This is a genomic window from Streptomyces sp. NPDC048473 (assembly GCF_043200155.1).
GTDB lineage: Bacteria > Actinomycetota > Actinomycetes > Streptomycetales > Streptomycetaceae > Streptomyces.
The window spans coordinates 202,034-219,340 of record NZ_JBICXE010000008.1; the positions used below are offsets into that span (position 1 = coordinate 202,034).

14 protein-coding genes are annotated in these 17,307 nt (G+C 70.3%); 3 read left to right on the forward strand and 11 right to left on the reverse strand.

All coding sequences use genetic code 11. The features are described from left to right. Positions 1-10 precede the first annotated feature (10 nt). From ACGFU7_RS16825 to ACGFU7_RS16865, 9 genes are all read right to left on the reverse strand, one after another. Complete coding sequence (locus ACGFU7_RS16825) at positions 11-2,029, reverse strand: ATP-binding protein (protein ID WP_393696468.1); 2,019 nt, start codon at positions 2,027-2,029, stop codon at positions 11-13. Between the two features lie 33 nt (positions 2,030-2,062). Next, positions 2,063-2,968: a DUF4255 domain-containing protein gene (locus ACGFU7_RS16830; RefSeq protein ID WP_393696470.1), complete on the reverse strand. Its 906-nt coding sequence runs from the start codon at positions 2,966-2,968 to the stop codon at positions 2,063-2,065. A 103-nt stretch (positions 2,969-3,071) separates the two neighbouring features. Continuing rightward, entirely contained in the window at positions 3,072-3,827 is a 756-nt protein-coding gene (locus ACGFU7_RS16835; protein ID WP_393696471.1) for a hypothetical protein, read from the reverse strand. Then, positions 3,820-4,596: a hypothetical protein gene (locus ACGFU7_RS16840; protein WP_393696472.1), complete on the reverse strand. Its 777-nt coding sequence runs from the start codon at positions 4,594-4,596 to the stop codon at positions 3,820-3,822. Before ACGFU7_RS16840 ends, ACGFU7_RS16835 begins: the two co-directional genes overlap by 8 nt. 51 nt (positions 4,597-4,647) lie before the next feature. Beyond that, complete coding sequence (locus ACGFU7_RS16845; protein WP_067023001.1) at positions 4,648-5,172, reverse strand: phage tail protein; 525 nt, start codon at positions 5,170-5,172, stop codon at positions 4,648-4,650. Positions 5,173-5,191: 19 nt separating this feature from the next. Next, positions 5,192-7,057 carry a phage tail sheath family protein gene (locus ACGFU7_RS16850; RefSeq protein WP_393696474.1) on the reverse strand — a complete coding sequence of 622 codons (1,866 nt, stop codon included), beginning with the start codon at positions 7,055-7,057 and terminating at the stop codon, positions 5,192-5,194. Positions 7,058-7,401: 344 nt separating this feature from the next. Continuing rightward, entirely contained in the window at positions 7,402-8,955 is a 1,554-nt protein-coding gene (locus ACGFU7_RS16855; RefSeq protein ID WP_393696476.1) for a GMC family oxidoreductase, read from the reverse strand. Positions 8,956-8,972: 17 nt separating this feature from the next. Next, the gene (locus tag ACGFU7_RS16860) at positions 8,973-10,544 is read right to left on the reverse strand and encodes an APC family permease (RefSeq protein ID WP_393696478.1); all 1,572 of its coding nucleotides are present in this window, start codon (positions 10,542-10,544) and stop codon (positions 8,973-8,975) included. A gap of 54 nt (positions 10,545-10,598) precedes the next feature. Continuing rightward, the gene (locus ACGFU7_RS16865; RefSeq protein ID WP_393696480.1) at positions 10,599-12,068 is read right to left on the reverse strand and encodes an aldehyde dehydrogenase family protein; all 1,470 of its coding nucleotides are present in this window, start codon (positions 12,066-12,068) and stop codon (positions 10,599-10,601) included. Positions 12,069-12,362: 294 nt separating this feature from the next. Between ACGFU7_RS16865 and ACGFU7_RS16870 the strand changes: the two genes are divergently transcribed. Continuing rightward, positions 12,363-13,328 (forward strand): aldo/keto reductase, encoded by a 966-nt coding sequence (locus ACGFU7_RS16870; protein ID WP_393696629.1) that lies wholly within the window; start codon positions 12,363-12,365, stop codon positions 13,326-13,328. 100 nt (positions 13,329-13,428) lie between these two features. On the opposite strand, the gene ACGFU7_RS16875 is transcribed toward ACGFU7_RS16870, so the two are convergent. Continuing rightward, entirely contained in the window at positions 13,429-15,162 is a 1,734-nt protein-coding gene (locus ACGFU7_RS16875; RefSeq protein WP_393696481.1) for a protein kinase, read from the reverse strand. A 109-nt stretch (positions 15,163-15,271) separates the two neighbouring features. Then, positions 15,272-15,457, reverse strand: coding sequence for a hypothetical protein (locus ACGFU7_RS16880; protein WP_393696483.1), 186 nt, complete (start codon positions 15,455-15,457; stop codon positions 15,272-15,274). Between the two features lie 3 nt (positions 15,458-15,460). Between ACGFU7_RS16880 and ACGFU7_RS16885 the strand changes: the two genes are divergently transcribed. Further along, entirely contained in the window at positions 15,461-16,132 is a 672-nt protein-coding gene (locus tag ACGFU7_RS16885) for a response regulator (protein ID WP_393696485.1), read from the forward strand. Between the two features lie 478 nt (positions 16,133-16,610). Beyond that, positions 16,611-17,294: an FkbM family methyltransferase gene (locus ACGFU7_RS16890; RefSeq protein WP_393696487.1), complete on the forward strand. Its 684-nt coding sequence runs from the start codon at positions 16,611-16,613 to the stop codon at positions 17,292-17,294. Positions 17,295-17,307 lie beyond the last annotated feature (13 nt).

The window sequence follows — 17,307 nt, forward strand, 5'->3', positions numbered from 1 at the left end:
CGCTCTCCTGTCAGACCCATCCGCGGACCTCCGAGGGAGTCAGCGAGCGTTCCAGCTTCACGTACTCGGTACGGGCCGCGGCGAGCATGTGGCGCATCTGCAGCCGGTCGCCCTCCTCCGCCGCGAGGAATGCCCCCGACAGGGCGATGTTGCGGATCGAGCCGCCCGCGACGGTGAGCTGCGCGAGCAGCTCGGGGTCGATGCCCTTCGTCGGCGTCTGCGGTGGAAGCACCCGGCGCCAGATCTCGGCGCGCTCGTGCTCCGCGGGGAACGGGAAGTCGACGACGAAGCGGATACGGCGCATGAACGCCGTGTCCAGGGCCTTCTTCATGTTGGTGGTGAGGATGGCCAGGCCCCGGTAGACCTCCATGCGCATCAGCAGATAGCTGACTTCGAGGTTGGCGTACCGGTCGTGGCTGTCCTTCACCTCGCTGCGCTTGCCGAAGAGGGCATCCGCCTCGTCGAACAGCAGGAGGGCACCGCCGCGTTCGGCCGCGTCGAAGACCTTGCGCAGGTTCTTCTCGGTCTCGCCGATGTACTTGCTGACGACCTGCGAGAGGTCGATGACGAACAGGTCGAGCCCCAGCTCCTTCGCCATGACCTCGGCGGCAAGAGTCTTTCCCGTACCGGACCCGCCCGCGAACAGGGCCGTGACGCCGAGGCCGCGGCGCAGAGTGGCGGCGAAGCCCCACTCCTGGTGGACGGTCGCACGCCGGCGCACATGCGCGACGATCTCGCGCAGGGTGCTGGTCTGCCGCTCGTGCAGCACCAGGTCGGGCCAGCCCGCCTCCGGCTCGATCCGCCGTCCGAGTCCGTCCATGCCGATGCGGGCCTCGTCGAGCCCGGCCCGCCAGGCGAGCGAGGCGGCGTCGAGCTCGTCCTCGCCCGGCAGATCACGGCGTACGGCTTCGGCCGCGGAGCGTATGACGTGCGGCGGAAGCTGGAACTGCGCGACCAGTGAACGAAGTTCGCCCTCCTGGAGGTCGGCGACGTCCTCGAACGCACCCGCCCAGAGCCCGAGCTGTTCCTCGTCGTCCAGGTGCGGCACGTTCACGCGCCGACCGCGCGGGCGCTCCGTCGGCCGGGGATCGGGACTCGATACGACGACGGGCACGGCGGCACCGGCCAGGAACGCCTCCGTCGCGGCGTGCTGATCGCGGTCCAGTTCCCCCACCTCGACAAGGAGCGCTGCGGGCAGCAGGATCGCCTCGCGCTGCCACAGCCGGGCGAGGAGGTCGCGCTGCGCGGGGTCGGTGGGAATGTCCTCGGCGCTCATCGTGTACAGGCCGAGCCCGGCGCGTGCGGCCGCCGCGGCGGCGATGTCGGCCCGGCTGCGCAGATCCCCGCCGACGACCTCGACGAGCAGCGGCGCGCCGGGCCGCGCCGTCGTCGTCCAGCCCGCGGTGACGCCGGCCACCGCGAGGTCGTACGACGGCGGAAGGGCATCGGGCACCGGAGTGCGCCGCAATTGGCCGTGCAGCCGGGTGTCCAGATAGGGCGAGCCGAGCAGGAAGTGCAGAATCCGCTCGTCGAGCCGCAGCCGGGACCGGGTGAGCCGCGTCTCGTCCTCCAGGTCGAGAACCCGCCACCGGCGCAGCGGCGCGACCGGAGTCAGCGCGCTCCAGTGCGCCCCGCCCAGCGTGGCGAGCGCCAGCGAGAACGTGGGGTACGCCCGCTCGGGATCCCCGCAGGCAGCGGCACAGCGCGGGGCCGTGGTGGGGTCCAACTCGTAGGCGGCGGTGAGCAGTACGAGGTCCCGCTCGAACGGGGTGAGACCGAAGCAGGCAGTGAGGGCGTCGAGGGGCGCGACACCGGGACCTGCGACCGCCGCGCCCGTGGGGGCAGGGGCGGTGTCGCGCGCGGGATGCTCGTCGCCGGCAGCCGCGGTGGGGGATCCGTCACCGGCTCCGCCGTCCCGCGGCGCGCGCGCCGCGTGGGCGTCCACCAGGGCGAGGACGCGCCGTACCTCCGCGAACAGCGTCGACCCGTCGTCCGGCTCGGCCGCCGTGCCCGTCTCGTACGCACCCATGTCCTCACCTGCCCCCGTCGCCCGCACCGCGCCTCAGCTCTCGTCGCCCTCGGAGCTGCCCGTACCGGTGGCAGTTCCGTCGGGGGTGGTGCGCTTGGCGGCGGCGGTGGGGGCGGCTGTCGACCTGCGGGTCCGGGAGGGCGTCTTGGCGGGTGCCTTGGCGACGGCCTTCGCAGGCTTCTTGGCGATGGCCGTCGTGACGGGCTTGGTGCCGGTCTTCGCGTCGGGCCCGGTGGCGGCGGGCTTCGCGTCGGACCCGGCGCCGGTCGTCCCGGCCGGTTCGCCACCGTCGGCCGCATCGGCCGCGCCGGGCGGAACCGGCGCCCCCGGCGCCCCGAACGGCAGCACCCGAACCGTGCTGCGCTCCACCGGCTTCGCCGGCGCCGGCGTCTCACGGCCCTCGATCAGGACCAGCGCCGCCTGGTACGTCACGGACAGTGTGTACGGCGTCTGGTTGAGCATCCCCCACAGCTTCGACGTCTCGTCGATGTCCATGACCGTCGGCACGAACCGCACCCGCTGCGCCGCGTCGGCCAGATCGCTGCCGGTCAAGTAGGGGCGCTCACCGGCCTGTTCGATGATGTCGTGGGGCAGAACGGGAATCTCGTGGAGCGTGCGCACCACGCTGCCGATGAGCCGCTGTCCGACCAGCTCCGTCTCCTCGCCGTACGCGCTGATCACAAAGTTCAGGTCGAGCGCCGCGGCGGGCCGCTTGAGCAGCCTGCCGTCCGGTGCGCGGGTGGCCAGATCGTTGTTGCGCTGCGAGGTGTTGGGCGTGACCTGGTAGAGGAACACGGTGATGGTGGGCTCGGTGGGCGGGTCGGCGGGCGGCTTGCGGGTCTCGACCTTGACGGCCATGTCGACCTCGGGCTGCAGATTGGCCTCGATCAGCAGGGCGAGGGCCTGGGTGACGTGGGCGATGGCGAGTGCGTTGCTCATGACGTCAGTTCCTCAGTCCCTGATCCCGTAGTCCCTGCTCCGGTAGTCCCTGCTCCGGTAGTCCCTGATCCTGTTGTGAACCGTTCGGCTGTCCTCGCGTCGTTCACTCACGCCCCCGCGCCAAGTAGTCCTCCAGGCTCACGGCCGCCCCGGGCCGCCGCGCCTCGGGCGTTTGTGTCCGGCCGCCGCCCGAGGGCGACGGCGCCGCCGTCACCTCCAGCCGCCCGATCTGCACGTGCACCACCTGCTCCGCGCCCCGCCCCGACCGCCTGCCCGCCGCCTGCCGCACGGCATCCCGCGCCGCCGCCGTGTCCGAGGCGCTGGGCCGCAGGGGAGAGGGCACGGTGGCGGAAGCGGCGTTCGTGCCCGGGGGGATGGGCATGGACGCCGCGCTCCGGGATGCGGGCACGTCCGCTCGGGGAGGCGCCGCCCGACGTCCCGGGTCAGGAGCGGGCCCGAGCCTGGGCGTCACCGCTGCGGCGGGCCGCAGCAGCGGCACCACGGGGGCCTCCCGCTCCGCCTCGCGGGACGCGGCGGGTCGCTCCGGTCGGGACGCGCGATCGGTCCTTACGACGGTCCGCTCCCGTTCCGTACGGAAGTGGACCTCACGGGAGGTGGGACGATCCGCCAGCTCATCATCAAGAGAAGGCCCTTGGGGTGTACTCGGCCACAGCGGCTCCGGTGTCTCCGGCGCCCCGGCCCGTACCGCCTCGACCCGCTCGAAGGGGCCCGCGAGGCGCGGCCGTACCCGCACCACCCCGGGGCGCGGCGTGGCGCCCGGCGCGTGGCGGGCGAGCAGCCGGTCGAGGTGGTCGGGGGCCCCGGCGCCCTCGGGCGCGCGCCCGGAGGAGTCAGACATCCGCACACAACTCCAGGTAGTAGCGGCGCCGCAGTGGGCTGAGCGCCAGGATCTCGGGCTCGTTCCACCCGTACGCAGTGGCGAGCAGATGGACGTCGAGCAGCAAGTCCCTTGCCCAGGCGTCCAGTTCAGTCCACAGGTAGGAGACAATGTCCAGTTCGGCGCGGGTCGCCGCACCGCAGTCGGGGCAGCTGACGTCGAGCGTCACGTCGGCCGCCGGATCGGCCCTCTCCGCTGCCTCTGCGATGCGTCGCTGGACGGCCGGAGGCAGCACGTCGACCAGCGCGGCGCCCCCGTCGGGCCAGTCGTCGGGCGCCCCGGCGGACACGCCGCCCCCGTCACGTACCACGGAGACGACACACCGTTCGAGCAGTGCCCGGCGCGCGTCCGCATGCCGGGCGGCCGCCGTGAGGTCGGCGACGCTCGGCACCCGGAACTCCACCTCCCAGCCCTCCTCGGAGATCCGCACCGGCGACGCGTCGGGGACACGCAGCGACCGGGCGAACTCCCCGGCATCCAGGTCGAATTCCATGTCGGCCGCGCACGCCCCGCACTCCAGGCGCACCTGCATCCGCTCGCCGAACAGGGCCCGGCGCAGCGCGAACAGATCGGCCTCGCGCGCGCCCACCGGCAGCGAGAGCAGCGCCTCGCTGTCGCCGCCGGTGTCCGGGCGCGCCGCGTGGTGCAGGAGCAGGGCACGCCCGGAAAAGGCCCGGTCGAGCCCGGCCTCCCAGGTGGCAAGCAGCTCAGTGACCTGGGCGATCGCCATGTGTGCCCCCGTCCGTTCCGTTCGGCCTTCGGTGGTTCAATGCCCCTTCGCTCAGGCAGGGTTGAGGAACGACGGCTCCTCGGGCTCCGGCACCTCGTAGTCCCGCTCCCAGCCTTCGCATTCGAGCTTCAGGCTCTGGATCGCCACCGCGTTGGCGTTCGCGTCCAGCTCGCCGAGCACCTGGTACTCACTCGGCCAGGTCCGGTAGAGCTTGTGCGAGACGGCCACCTGGCCGGCCTCGTTCAGGACCTGGATGACGATGTCCTTGCGGAAGTCCGCGAGCGACACCTCGGAGCCGAGCCCCGCGCCGACCTGCCAGACCTTGTTGGCCCAGCGGTCGAACTCGGGGTCGTGCGTCACGCCGCGCTCCAGCGTGATGCCCTCGAACTCGGAGCGTCCCGGCGACTTGCGCGGGGAGCTCGGATCGCCGCCGTGCCGGTGCTTGACGACTTCGGTGGTCCGCTTGAGCGGACTGACCTTGCTGATGCCCGCGACCGTACGACCGTCCCACAGGACCAGGAACTTGAAGTTCTTGTACGGATCGAAACGATGGGCGTTGACCGTGAACTCAGCCATCGAATTTCCTCGGTATTCCTTAGAGCTCGAACTGCCCGGACGTCTGCTGGATCTTGACGATCACGAACTCGGCGGGCCTGACCGGTGCGATGCCGACCAGTACGTTCACGACGCCGTTCGCGATGTCCTCGTCCGTCGTGGTGTCCTTGTCACACTTGACGAAATACGCCTCGCGCGGCGTACTGCCCTTGAAGGCCCCCTGACGGAAGAGCGTGTGCAGATACGAGGAGGCGCCGAGGCGGATCTGCTGCCACAGGTTCTCGTCGTTCGGCTCGAACACGACCCACTGCAGGCCGCGTTGCAGGCTCTCCTCCACATGCAGGGCGAGCCGCCGCACCGGCACGTACTTCCACTCGCTGTCGAGAGCCTCGGAGCCCTCCAGCGTGCGTGCTCCCCACACCAGCGGGCCCACCATCGGGAAGGTGCGCAGGCAGTTCACGCCCAGTGGGTTGAGCAGCCCGTTCTCGCGGTCGGTCAGCTGGACCGTCAGCGAGTGCACGCCCGCGAGCCGCGCCTCCGTCCCGGCCGGCGCCTTCCACACCCCGCGCTCCGAGTCCGTTCGCGCGAACACGCCCGCCACCGCGCCCGACGGCGGGAAGGAGCGAAGCCGCCCGGTCAGCGGGTCGGTGAGCTGCAGATGCGGGAAGTACAGGCCCGCGTGGTTGCCGCGCACCGCGTCGAACGCGGACAGGCCCGCGCGCGCCGCGTCCACGCTGCCCCAGCTGCCGGGGGCATCGACCAGGAGGAAGATGCGCTGCTGCTCGCACAGGCGCTGCGCCGCGGAGACGACCGTGACCATGTCGTCGGCCGACTCGTACGCCGCGAGCTCCGGCAGGGCCAGCAGGTTGACGTCGGCGACATCGCGCAGCGCCTGGATGCCGGTCTTGTCCGTCTCGCTGCCGATCAGGTCGCGCGGGCCCGGCGCCTCGCCGTCCTGGCCGCCGGCCAGCGGGAACACCGGCGGATTGACCGAAGCCTCCAGTCCCAGGTCGTTGGCGCACTCACCGACGAAGCGGACCACGTCCGCGGGGTCGGTGGAGCCTGCGACGACCTGTAGGCGCCGGCCGAACGCGGTCACCTCGGCGCCGGCGAAGGCATGCCTGCCGGGCGCGTCGGGCAGTGCGCGCAGCTTGCGTTCGAGAAGCAGCGCCAGTTCGGTGACGGTGCACGGAGCCTCGCCGTCGCACTCGGGGTCGTACAGCGTGAACTCGCGCTCGACCTCGCCGATCTTCACCGTCAAGTCGACTGTCAAGTCCGGCAGTTCGTGCCCGAATGGCTTGGATACGGTGCCCGACGGGTCCGGGCGGCCCTCGCCGACGACATCCACACGGATCAGGCGCGAGCCGGTGTTTACCACGATCGGGGCGTAGCGGCCGCCGGCCGGATCCAGGGAGAGGCCGGTGAAGGATTCGCGGGCCTCGCCCCTGGCGTCGTAGACCCGCAGATTGAACGTCTCGTCCGGCTGGGACGTGTCGTAGTCGACGGCGACGCGCAGGCCGTTGCCCCACACGCCGGGTTCCTTGGCGTGCACCTTGAGGACAGCGCACTCGCTGTGACCCTCGGTGGATTCGAGGGTCGCGCAGGCGGCCTTGCCGGTGCCTGCCTTCGCGACCCGCACGATCACGGCAATGGTGCCGCCGTTGCCGAAGAACTGGTGCACCGCGTAGCCGACGGCGCTCTGTGCGCTCAGTCCGCCGAAGCGGCGCTCGAACTCGGTGAAGCTCGTGACCCGCACCGGCTCGTTGAGCGGGCCGCGCCGTGTGTGACCCACGAAGGCGGTCGCCGAGGTGGTGACGGCCGAGATGGTGCGGACACTGCTGGGAAGCTCTTCGACGTAGACGCCGGGATACGTCGGCTTGGCAGCGCTCACTGCATTCGTCGGCATTCCCCCTCCTATCCCTTCTCAGGCACCGGGTGAAGGCACCGGGAGACGGCAGAGGGAGACGGTTCGTCAGCGGGTCGGCCCGCTACGACGTGCGCGACCGCTCGGGCCCGTGGTCGCGGGGCACCTCGATCGCACGCGCTTCATCAGTTTCCCCCGTCAGCCCCCGGGCGGTTGGCCGTCCGGGGCAAGCAGTCTGCTTGTGACTCCTGATGCATAGGTGCTCAACCCACTCTGAAGCGCGCGGAGTTGACAAGGCAAGGTCTGTTCAGGACACCTCGGGGGGAGGTCTTGTGGAGGGAATGTTCGCGGTGTGCGGGCCCGCAGGGCACTTCGTGGACCGGGGGTTACCCCTTTGCGTCCTCCTTTATCATGTCGGCGCACTTCTCGCCGATCATCATGGTGGTGATGCACGGGTTGACGGTGATGAGATCCGGCATCGCGGACCCGTCCGCCACCCGCAGGCCGCTGATGCCCCGGACCCGCAGACGTGGATCGAGCGGTGCCGTCGGATCGGTGTCAGGGCCCATCTTCACCGTGGCCGAAGGATGGTAGACGGTGTTGTGGGTCTTGACGATGTAGTCCAGCAATTCGTCGTCGGACCTGACATCGGGACCCGGTGCGAGCTCGGCGCCCGCCCAGCCGGCCAGTGCGGGCTGTGAGGCGATCTCGCGGGCCAGCCGCAGCCCGTAGGTCATCACGCGCACGTCCTCCTCGTCCGTGAAGTAGCGGGGATCGACCCTGGGCTTGTCCCGGAAGTCACGGGTGCGCAGCCGCACCGTGCCGCGGGAGCGGGCGTGGGTGACGTTCGGTGTGAGGCAGAAGGCGTTCTCGCTCGTCGGGTAGCCGCGCCGGTAGGTGTTCATGTCGAACGGCATCGAGCCGTAGTGGAACATCAGGTCGGGCCGGTCCGGGCCGGGACGGGTACCGGTGAAGATGCCGATCTCCCACCACTGGTCGGAGGTGGTCACCATGGGCTGCTTGGCGTCCCACATGACGACGCCCTCCGGGTGGTCCTGGAGGTTCTCGCCGACGCCGGGCGCGTCGAGGACGACGTCCACGCCGACCTCGCGGAGGTGCCCGGCCGGTCCGATGCCCGAGAGCATCAGCAGTTTCGGGGTGTCGATCGCGCCGCAGCTGACGACGACCTCCCGGCGGGCGGTGACCGAGCGCGAGTGGACGAGATCCGGGTCGAGGTACGTCACGCCCGTGCAGCGCCGGTCCGCGTCGATCAGCAGCTGCTTGGCCCGTACCTCCGTCCGTACCTCCAGATTGGGCCGTCTGCCGAGAATCGGGTGGAGGTAGGCCACGGAGGAGGACTGCCGTGTGTTGTTCTCGTCGGAGTTGATCTGGAACCAGCCCGCGCCACGCACCACCGTGGTCCCGGTGTTGAACGTGGTGGTGGGGATCCCGTTCTGCGCGCATGCCTCCAACAGGGCGCTGCCGCAGGGGTCGTTCGGCCGGATGGTGCGGATCTTCACCGGGCCCGAGCGGCCGTGGTGGTCGCCGGGGGCGTCGTTGCTCTCCAGGCGCCGGTAGAGCGGGTACGTCTCGGCGGAGCCCCATCCCGTACAGCCTGCCGCCGCCCACTCGTCGAGATCCTCGCGAGGTGCCCAGAAGGCGATGCACGAGTTGTGGGAGGAGCAGCCGCCGAGCACCCGGGCGCGGGCGTGGCGCATGAAGCTGTTGCCGTGCTCCTGCGGCTCGACGGGGTAGTCCCAGTCGTAGCCGGATTCGAGCAGGCCGAACCAGCGGTCCAGCCGGAGCACGTTGTCGTCGCCGACGTCGGACGGCCCGGCCTCCAGCAGACAGACGGTGACGGCCGGGTCCTCGCTCAGCCGCGCGGCCACCACATTGCCCGCGGTGCCGCCGCCCACCACCACGTAGTCGAACTCCTCCACGTCAGCTCCCTCTCGTGTCACGGTGCACCGTGCGCCGGGCCGGGTTCCGCCAGGGACCGGCCGACGGCGTGTTCGGCGAGCACGCCGGTGCGCATGCGCTGGACGAACCAGTAGTAGGTGAACCCGCCGACGGCGACGACGCCGACGAACAGGACGCCGCCCCAGCGCAGATACCAGTGCTGGGCGCCGGTGGTGTTGTAGACCGAGGCACGCGGCCACAGGAGATTGACGGTCATCGCGGTTCCCCAGAGCACCGCGGCGATGTTGACCGGCAGACCCAGGCGTCCCATCGAGAAGCGGCCGCCGGACGGTGTCCATTCGCCACGCAGCCGCCGTACCAGCATGGGCGTGGTCACGAGCAGATACGCGACGTAGATCATGACGATGGCGATGCTGGTGACCACGGAGAAGATCTGCGGCTGCTTGATGTTGACCACCAGGATGAGGATCGCGACGAACCCGATCAGGACGGTGGCCAGCACCGGAGTGCGGAACCGCGGGCTGACCCTGGCCAGGTGGGTGCCGGCCGGCAGGTTGTTGTCCCGGGCCATGGCGAAGGCCAGCCGCAGCCCCGCCGTCTGGACCGACAGCGCGCACACGGTGATCGCGACGATCACGCACCACAGAATGGCCAGCCCGACCGACTCCCCGAGCGTCGCTTTCACCACGTACTGGAGGCCGTTTTCGGCCAGCTGCCTGGACTGCAGATCGGGGGTGGCGAGCAGCGCGAACAGCAGGATCAGGCCACCGAGGACGAATGAGGCGATGAGCGCGCGCAGGATGGCCCGCGGTGCGTTGCGGGCCGGGTCCTTGGACTCCTCGCCGAGCGAGGACGCGGTGTCGAAGCCGTACATCACGTACGCCGAGGCGAGCGACGCGGTCAGGAAGGCCCCGAAGTAGCCGAGTGGATGGCCCTTGCCGAGACCGTGGGTTTCCAGGATCGCGCTCGGGCCGCGGGTGATGTGGGCGGCAAGGAGGAAGACCAGCACCACGGCGGCGATCAGCTCGACGAACACACCGGAGGAGTTGATGGTGGCCATCAGCTTCACTCCGAAGGCGTTCACCAAGGTGGTGAAGACGATCAGGATCGTGCCGAGCAGTACGGCGTTGGCGGCCGCGTCGTATTTCCCCGTACCGTCGCCGATGACCTGGAACACGCTGGAGATCTGGGGGAGTGTCAGCTGGTAGGCGAGGGCCACGGCTGCCAGCGAGACCATCGTCGCGGTCGTCATCATCCAGCCCGCCAGCCAGCCGATGTGCGGGCCGCCCATGCGTTTGGACCAGTTGTAGACCGAGCCCGCGACGGGGTAGCGGCCGGCGAGCTCGCAGAAGCACAGCGCGACCATCAGCTGGCCGGTGAAGACCATCGGCCAGGACCACCAGTAGGCGGGTCCGCCGAAGCTGACACCGAAGTAGAACAGCTGGAACGTGCCGGTCAGGATGGAGATGTAGCTGATTCCTGCGGCGAAGGTGTGGAAGTTGCCCAGCGTGCGCTTCAGCTCAGGTCTGTAGCCGAGCTCGGTGAGGGCGTCGTCATCGGACGACGCTGCTGTCTTCAGGCCGGTCTCGGGTGGGGGAGCGGGCGGCATGACGTCTCTCCTGGGGCCGTACGGGCAGGTGGTGGGCCGGGAGCCGCCCGCCGGTCACTCGAACCAGCGCTTCGGTACCTGAGCGGTGTTCCGCCACACGTGTTTCGCCTCGGTGTATTCGTGGAGTCCGGACGGGCCGAGTTCCCGCCCCACCCCCGACTGCTTCATGCCGCCCCATTCGGCCTGGGGCACGTACGGGTGGAAGTCGTTGATCCAGACTGTGCCCGCCCGCAGCCCGTCCGCGACCCGCCGCGCACGGTCCTGGTCGGTGGTCCATACCGCCCCCGCCAGGCCGTAGAGCGTGCCGTTGGCCAGGGCCAGCGCCTCGTCCTCGTCCCGGAACCGCTCGACGGTCAGCACGGGGCCGAAGGACTCGTCGGCGACCACGGACATGGCGGCGGTGCACTCGTCCAGGATGGTCGGCGGGTAGTAGAAGCCGTCCTGGAGCGCCGGGTCGTCCGGCCGGGTGCCGCCCAGCCGCAGGACGGCACCTTCGGCGAGGCCGGCCGCCACGTAGGCCTCGACCTTGTCCCGGTGCGCCGCCGAGATGAGCGGGCCGGTCCGGGCCTGCGGGTCGAACGGGCCGCCCATCCGGATACGTGCGGCCCGCGCCACGACCTCGTCGACGAACCTGTCGTGCAGCGAATCCTCGACCAGCAGCCGGGCGCCGGCCGAGCAGACCTGACCGGAATGAAGGAACACGGCCATCAGCGTGAAGTCGACGGCCGTGTCGAAGTCGGCGTCGGCGAAGACGATGTTCGGGTTCTTCCCTCCGAGCTCCAGGGCGATCTTCTTCACGGTGGGGGCCGCCGCGGCCATGATGCGCCGACCGGTGGCCAGGCCCCCGGTGAACGACACCATGTCCACCCGCGGGTCCTCGGTGAGCGGCGCACCGGCCTCGGCGCCGGACCCCAGCAGCAGGTTCCCGGCGCCGTCCGGCAGCCCCGCCTCGTGCAGCAACCGCATCAGCATGATCGCGGTGTGCGGCGTGAGTTCGCTGGGCTTGAGCACGAACGTGTTGCCCGCGCCGATCGCCGGTGCGACCTTCCAGGCCGTCTGGAGCAAGGGGTAGTTCCACGGCGTGATCAGCGCGCACACGCCGACCGGTTCGTGGACCACGCGGCTGTCCACGGCCGGGTCGCCGGTATCGATGACGCGGTCCACCCCGCCGGCGCCCACCAGGCTGCCGAAGTAGCGGAAGCAGTTGGCGATGTCGTCCATGTCGTACTCGGACTCCACGAGCCGCTTGCCGGTGTCGAGCGACTCGACACGGGCCAGGGCGTCCTTGTCCCGGGCGAGCAGATCGGCGACGCGCAGCAGAAGCCCGGCGCGCTCGGCCGTGGGGGTGCGGGGCCAGGGGCCGTGGTCGAACGCCTCCCGCGCTGCCGCGATCGCTGCCGCGGCGTCCTTCGGACCGGCCTCGTCCACCCGGGCGACCACACTGCCGTCGGCGGGGCAGCGGATCTCCCGGGTCCGTCCGTCGACGGCCGCGGTCCAGTGGCCACCGATGAAGAGGTCAGGCATGTCGTACCTCCAGGCGGGCGGCATGGATCCGCGCCGCCGCCAGGGCGTCGGCGCTTGCTCGCAGGCCTACGAAAGCGGTGCTTCGAGGTTCCAGGCCTAACACGATCCGGTGCCGAGCGCGCGGGCACCGCGGGCCCCTGCACCGGCCTCCGCGCCACCTCCGCGGCGGCCTCCGGTGACCGCGGCGACGCGGAAACCCGCCTGACCCCGCTGCTCCGGTCGCTTATCGTCGACGTGATTCCTGGCGGAAGCCTCGGCTCGGCCAGGGCGAGGACCATGACGTGGAGGATGATGGTGCGCTATCGCGAGCTGGGACGCAGTGGAGTGTCCGTGTCCGAGATCGGTTACGGCGCCTGGGGCATCGGTGAGTCCGCCTGGGTGGGTGCCACGGAGGACGATTCCGTACGCGCCCTGCACCGGGCCATCGACCTCGGCGTGAACTTCATCGACACCGCCCGCGGCTACGGCGAGAGTGAGCGAATCGTCGGCCGCGTCGTCCGCGAGTGGGCCGGTGACGAGGTGCTCGTCGCCACCAAAGTGCCGCCGAAGAACGGCATGTGGCCGGCGCCCGACGGCCTGGACCCGGCCGAGACGTTTCCGGGCGAGCACATCCGCGCAAGCCTGGAGACCAGTCTGCGCACCAGCGGCCTGGACCACTTCGACGTACTGCAGTTCCATGTCTGGAGCGATGACTGGGTCGGCCGTGGCGACTGGCTGGAGACGATCGCCGAACTGAAGCAGGAGGGAAAGATCCGCCTGTTCGGCGTCTCCATCAATGACCACCAGCCCGACAACGCACTCGCGCTCGTACGCAGCGGTGCCGTGGACAGCGTGCAGGTCATCTACAACCTCTTCGACCAGGCGCCCGCCGACGCGCTGCTGCCGGCCTGTGAGGAGCACGGCGTCGGTGTCATCGTGCGGGTGGCGCTGGACGAGGGCGGCCTCACCGGTCGGATCACCGCCGGCACGACGTTCCCCGAGGGCGACTGGCGCAACCGCTACTTCCGCGACGACCGCCCGGCACAGGTCGAACAGCGAGTGGCCGCGATCGTCGCCGACCTCGGCATCGCACCCGACGAGATCGCTGAGAACGCGTTGCGGTTCGTACTGAGTTCGCCGGCGGTTTCCACCGTCATCCCCGGTATGCGCACCGTACGCAACGTCGAACGCAACACGGCCCTGAGCGACGGGCGTCCGCTCACCGCCGACCAGCTCGCCGTGCTGGCCGAGCACCGGTGGCAGCGCAACTTCTACTCCTGATCCGCGGGCGCCGTTTCCGGGGCCGGGCAGTACGCGGTTCACATCCGCGGAACTCGCCGGCCGGCTGTCCTCGGGCCGCGAACGTACGGATGGCGGTGTCTCAGGCGTGGAAGCCGTTGCACACGACGGATGAGTATTTCGTGGGCCCGCCCTCGACGTGGTACAGCACCACGGTCCAGTCGCCCCTGTCGTCGCCGACCGGGATCGCGTCGACGCTCCGATTGCCGAAGTGGGCCCGGAAGTCGTCGGGATACTTGAGTTTGATGGTTCCGCCCGAGGACCACCGGGAGTAGATGTCGACGGGCTTGCTGGTGAAGCCGATGCCCTTGCCGACGGACCGAAGGGGCCGGCCGGTGGCGCGGTCGGTCTCGTGCGGGGGCCGCACCCCCACGGAGATGTAGTACGGCGCGGGCCGCTTTCCCTGTCCGGAGGTCTTGGGACGCAACGCCACCGAGGCGGTGTCCGAGCCGGTGGTGTGCGATACGGAGGACTGCAGGTCCATCGGCGGTGAGGACTCGGCGAAACTGGCCAGGTCGCAGGAGCCGATGCCCTGGGTGGCCTGCTCCGGATCGTCCGAGAGGGTCCAGCGGTCCTGCGAGACACGGTCGTTCACGATGTGGTCCGGTGGCCGGCCGGCCGGACCCTTGGTGACCGGACCCTTGGTGACCGACCGGGACGCGGTGACATCGGTCGTGGGCGTGGCTCCGGGGGCCTGGCTGTCCTGTCCGGGGAGCAGCCAGACCGTCGCCGGCACGACGAGCGCCACCGCACATGCCGCGAGCCAGCCCCTGCGGCGTGTGGTGCGGGCGGGATGCCGCTGATGATCCGGCCCGTCGTACGGTGTGGTGTCGGACGGTCCCGGAGGTACGGTCTTCGCTGTCCGCTCCGCGACGCGATCCTCCGGCTTGCGATCCTCCGGCCGCGTCAGGGCCCCGGTCTCCGATTCGGGCGCCGAAGGCGGCGTGCTCACATGCACGGGCACGGGTTCGGTGTCGCGGGCCACCGAGCGGTAGTGGGCGTCCGTAGCCAGCGCCGAGTCCACCGCGCATCCGGCGATCACGGCGGCCGGCTCCGGCCGCTGTGCCGGGTCCTTGGCGACACACTGCCGGATCAGCGCAGCCAGCGCGGGCCGTACGCCCGCCAGGTCGATGTCCTCATGCACCGTCCGATAGCTCACTGCCGCCGCATCGCCAGTACCGTACGGGGGCCGACCGGTGGCCGTGTAGGCGATCGTCGCCCCCAGCGCGAAGACGTCCGCCGCCGGGCCGACCTCGTTGCGCAGGACGACCTCGGGCGCCGCGTACCCGGGCGTTCCCGGCGCCATTCCGTCCCGGGTGAGAATCGTCTGCTCAAGTCCCCGGGCGATGCCGAAGTCGATCAGTTGCGGTCCCTGCGGCGCGAGGATGACGTTCTGCGGTTTCAGGTCCCGGTGCGTGACTCCGTGGACATGGACCGCGGCCAGCCCCTCGGCGAGCGCCGCGAACAGCCGCAGGGCACTGTCCGGCGGGAACGGGCCGCTCGTGCCCACGGCGCCGCGCAGCGTGGGCCCTGGCACGTACTCGGTGGCCAGCCAGTACGGGGACGCGTCGAGCGATGCCTCGATCAACTGGGCGGAGTAGGCGCTGCGCACGGCCTCCACGGTCGCCGCCTCTCGCCGGAACCGGGCCAGCGCTTCGGGTTGATCGTTGATCTCGTCGCGGATCACCTTCACGGCCACGAGCCGTCCGCCGGGCGACCGGCCGAGATACACCTGTCCCATGCCGCCCGCGCCGAGCCGGGCGAGAATCCGGTACGCGCCTATTTGCGCGGGGTCCTGAGGTCGCAGCTCTTCCACCGGCACGACTGTGCCATATTCGCTCACTTGTCGGACCGGCGAACCGCAACCGACGTACAACCGCCCTTCGTACGCGGCGATGTGTTCGCGGGCCGGATGCCTCCTGTGCTCAGCGCAGCCGCCAGCCCCGGGCCTGGAGAGCCTCTTTCAGGGGCACCGTCAGGCATGGTGCGACGCTGACGTGGACCAGCCCGGTCAGCTGGCTCGTGGCGTGCTCGATGCGGACGTCCTCGATGTTGATGCCGGCGCGATCGACAAAGCTTGCCGCCGAACCTGCCGACCTTGTGGAGGACAACCCGTGTCGACCACCCGCGTACTGATCGCAGACGATCAAGTGATGGTCCGTCAGGGATTCACCGTCCTGCTCAATGCCGAACCCGGCATCGAGGTCGTCGGCCAGGCCGTGGACGGCATCGACGCCGTCGCCAAGGTCGCCGAACTGACTCCCGACGTCGTACTGATGGACATCAGGATGCCCGGGGTCGGCGGCATCGAGGCGACGCGCCGCATCATGGCATCGCCCGCCGTCACCACCAAGGTCCTCGTCCTGACCACCTTCGACCTCGATGAGTATGTGTACGAGGCGCTGCGCGCCGGTGCGTCCGGGTTCCTGCTGAAGGACGCATCGGCCATGGAACTCGCCCATGCGGTACGGGTGGTGGCGTCCGGCGAGGCCCTGCTGGCGCCGAACATCACCAAGCGTCTCATCGCCGAGTTCTCCCGGATGTCCGACGTCCCCCGCGGCCCGGTCAAGGGCCGCAGCGGCAACCTCGCGGAACGCGAGACCGAGGTCCTGTCCCTGATCGCGCAGGGCCTGTCGAACGCGGAGATCGCCCAGCGTCTGGTGGTGGCCGAACAGACCGTCAAGACACATGTGAGCCGGATCCTGGTCAAGCTCAGCCTGCGCGACCGGACCCAGGCCGCGATCCATGCGTACGAGACGGGCCTGGTGCGCCCCGGCGGGTACTGAGGTCCTTTCACATCGGGCACGGGGACGGGGCAGCAGTCCGTTTCGGACGCTGCCGAGATGAGACGAGGGATCGCCGACCGCAACCCGAGGGGGAACTGATCGTGCCCAACTGACGCCTTGGCACAGTTGAACGCGCGCATCCCGGCTCGGCCGGCCTGAAGGCGCGCCCGATGATTGCAGCAGCTGGGAGTCCAACCTTGAGTTGTACATCTCAGGTCTGAGACGCCGGCCCAAATCTGCTCCCGCAGAGGGATGGATCACGCCGCATCTGATGATGCGATGGAACGCCGATCGAGTGTGGCGTCGCTCCGGCAGCAGGATCCGTGCGCCCAGGCAGGCTGAAAGGCGTTTGATGAGCGGCAGGTTGACACGTCCGCCGGAGCCCTCGGGCCACCGGTCCGGCGGTCGCCCGCATCCGGGGCTGCGTGTGTTATCGGTCGCGCTCGCGCTTCGCTGGGCATCCTCGCGATGGCACTTCGTGGAAGAAGAAGTGGCGGGGCTGCGGCCGTTGGTGCCGCCGGGCGCTGTCTGCCTCGATATCGGAGCCGAGTACGGCCTCTACACCTGGAGCCTGTCCGCGCTGGCCGGACCGTCGGGAGAGGTGCACAGCGTCGAACCGCTGCACGGCCCCGCGAAATGGCTGAGGACCGCTGCAGCCGCCCTCGGCTGCGACAACGTCACCGTGCACCGCATGGCTCTCGGTGCGCGGGCGCACGAAGGAACGATGAGCCTGCCCCGGCGCCGTCTGCTGCCCGTCCACGGACGCGCCTATCTCACCGAGGGCGCCTCGGGGCCCGGCCCCAACGTCGAATTCCCCACCTCCCGTCCCGTGACCACACCGGTGCGGACGGTGGACGGCCTGTGCAACCAGATGGGTTTCGACCGCGTCGACTTCATCAAGGCCGATGTCGAGGGGGCGGAGGCAGCCGTGCTGTCGGGGGCCCGGCGCACGCTGCTGCGCCACCGGCCCGCGCTCCTGCTGGAGATCGAGGACCGCCACCTCGAGAAGTACGACATGAAGTCGGGCGACCTCGTCAGCCGGCTCGGCGAGCTCGACTACGACATGTACCGCTGGCGGAACCGGGGTTGGGAACGTGTTGCCGACGTGACCGACGACTGCCGCAACTACCTCTTCTCGACTCGTTCGACCCTATCCAGCTAGAAGGATCCAACAC